The sequence below is a fragment of the Thermogutta sp. genome, assembly GCF_014359955.1.
Taxonomy (GTDB): Bacteria; Planctomycetota; Planctomycetia; order Pirellulales; family Thermoguttaceae; genus Thermogutta.
Genome location: NZ_JACIYL010000619.1, coordinates 1 through 2,741 on the forward strand (window position 1 = coordinate 1; position 2,741 = coordinate 2,741).

Annotated in this window: 1 protein-coding gene; it reads left to right on the forward strand. The window is 62.5% G+C overall.

Going from position 1 to position 2,741, the window contains the following annotated elements:
• On the forward strand, nt 1-2,741 hold a 2,741-nt coding region (locus H5U08_RS15080), incomplete at both ends, for a protein kinase (protein WP_297034843.1).

The following is a 2,741-nucleotide window of genomic DNA, read 5'->3' on the forward strand; positions in this document are numbered from 1 at the left end:
AATCGTTGCACGAAACCGCTCTCGGGGAAACGGACGGCCGTGCGCCCCTTCTCGATGCCAGTTCCCTGCAAACCGACGTTCCCGCGAAGACGGAAACAGAGCAGCCGGATTCTGGAGACGCGTTCCGGCAACACGGGGATGAAAGCCAGTCGGCAACAATCGTTTCCGACCAGCAAACAGCGAGTGGCGCTTCGCAGAGTACCGAAGACACGGGCCAGGAGGATCGCGAGTTCCCCACCGTCTTGGGACATTACGAGCTTTTGGAAGAGATCGGCCGGGGCGCCACCGCCATCGTGTACAAAGCCCGGGACCTGCGGCTAAAACGATTCGTCGCTCTCAAGGTGGTAAACCAGGCCGCCTGGGACAAAACGGCGCGGCAACGTTTTCTCGCCGAGGTCGAAGCCGCCGCCGCTCTCCGCCATCCTCATATCGTGCAAATTTACGAAATCGGCGAGAGTGCCGAGTCCTGGTTCGTGGCCATGGAGTACCTCGAGGGAGGCTCCCTCGCCGATCGGCCCGACAAGGTATGGAGTCCCCGCGAGGCCGCAAAGATGGTGGCCACTCTCGCCCGCGCCGTCCAGTACGCCCATGAACACCATATCCTGCATCGCGACCTGAAACCGGCCAACGTTCTTCTGGATGCCGACGGCAGTCCGAAAATTGCGGATTTCGGATTGGCCAAACGTTTGGATGAGAAATCTCTTATGACCACCGAGGAGGAGTTGATCGGGACGCCTGCTTATATGGCCCCCGAACAAACTTCCAGCGAGATCGGACGGGTCGGGCCGGCCACCGACGTTTACGCCCTGGGCGCCATCCTGTACGAGCTCCTGACGGGTCGCCCACCGTTTCACGGGCGAAACGTCATCGAAACGTTGCTTCAGGTTCGGCATCAGGACCCCGTTCCCCCCAACCGTCTCCAACCCTCGGTCCACCGCGATCTGGTAACGATCTGTCTGAAATGTCTGGAGAAAGACCCCAGCCGGCGCTACCCCTCGGCTGGTGCCCTGGCCGACGATCTCCATCGGTTTCTGGAAGGGCAGGTCATTTGGGCACGCCCGGCGGGACCGGTCGAGCGGGCCCTCAAGTGGCTGCGCCGACACACCACGGTCGCCCTTTCACTGGCGGCCATCGCGGTGTCCGTGTCGGTCGCCATCGTGGGGCTGCGCTGGTACGCCAGTGAGATGGAGCGGATCGAGGCCGATCGGCGCGCCCTCAGCCATCTCGCCGAACAGCAGGCGGAGGAACTCCGCTCCCAGGAGGATGCCTCGCGCCACCAACGCTATGTGGACGCGCTGTTTCGCGCGGAAGAACTCCTTTTTGAAAACCCCGCCCAGGCCCTCGCCATCCTCGAAGATCATGATCGCTGCCCCCCCGATCTCCGCGACTTTGTCTGGAATCTCCTTCACAACCTCTGTCTGGAAGGCCGCACGTCCTGGACCGTCGCCCCCAGTGAGGACAAATGGGTCCGCCGTCTCGTGATGTCTCCCGATGGCCGCTTCCTTCTCTGGGGAACCTGGGACGGCTCGATCATCCTGTGGGACACCCAGGCGCATATCGTCAAAGAGACGCTGCCCGCTCATTCCGACTGGATCGCCGCGATGGCGTTTGCTCCGACCGGTGATGTCTTCGCCACCAGTTCGTACGACCATACGATCCATCTGTGGCAGTGGACTCCCTCGGAAGAGCCGCCCGTCCGCCTCATTCGCGCGTTTCCCCTGACCGAAGACGACGTGGCTTGGGACGTCGCGTTTCACCCGCAAGGCGAATTCCTCCTGGCCGCAACCGACGGCGGAGTGGGCGTCTTCAAGATCTCTCAGGGCCGTGACGATTTCGCGGCCACGGGTAAAATGACGACGGGAGATCCACCGGGCTCGGCTCGCCCGGCTCACACCCATAAAGTCACCGTCCTCACGCCAAACGTTCTCCGCACCCTGGGACCGGGCGATGCCGTGTTCTTCGCGATTCCTTCCGTCAATTCGGGAGTCCAGCGGCCTATTGTCGTTCGGGAATCCGCGCGATTTTCCGCAGGAATGTTTCGCTCGGTGGCGATTGCTCCGAACGGCCGCCTCATCGCCTGTGGATCGGCGAATGGCCGCGTGGCCCTCGTCTCCTGGCCGGATCTGGAAATCGTCCACCAGGTTCGCGAGTTTCAGGAGCCGGTGTGGTCCCTCGACTTTTCGCCGGACAGCAATTTGCTGGCGGGAGCTGCCGGTGGTAGCATCTGGCTCTACAACCTCACCACGCGCCAGGCCCGATACCTCCGCGATGTCCATTTCCATCCCATCCGAACGGTCCGCTTTTCTCCGGACGGGCGTTATCTCCTCACGGCCGCGGAAGACTACACCGCCCGCGTGTGGGACGTCCGGAATCTCTCCCAAAGCCATCGGCTGAGTGCCCACACGGGCTACGCCGTGTATGGAACTTTCTCCAAAGATTCCCGATTGGTGTACACCGCCTCCCAGGGTATTCTCAATGTCTGGGATCTGGAAAAGCAGGAGGTGCCTCCCCGCCTGGAGACAGAGAACCGCATCGTGCGGGCAATCGCTGTATCCCCGGATGGCACCCGCATCGCCACGGTGGAAGGCCTGGCCTTTCGGGACTCCACCATCAGCCTGTGGGACACAGCCACAAGAACCCGTCTGGTGAGCGCCAAGCAGGCCGGACTCAGTGACGAGTGGCTCTTCTTCACCGCCGATGGTCAGTGGATTGTCACGGTGGTCCGGGAGCGGCAGCTCCAG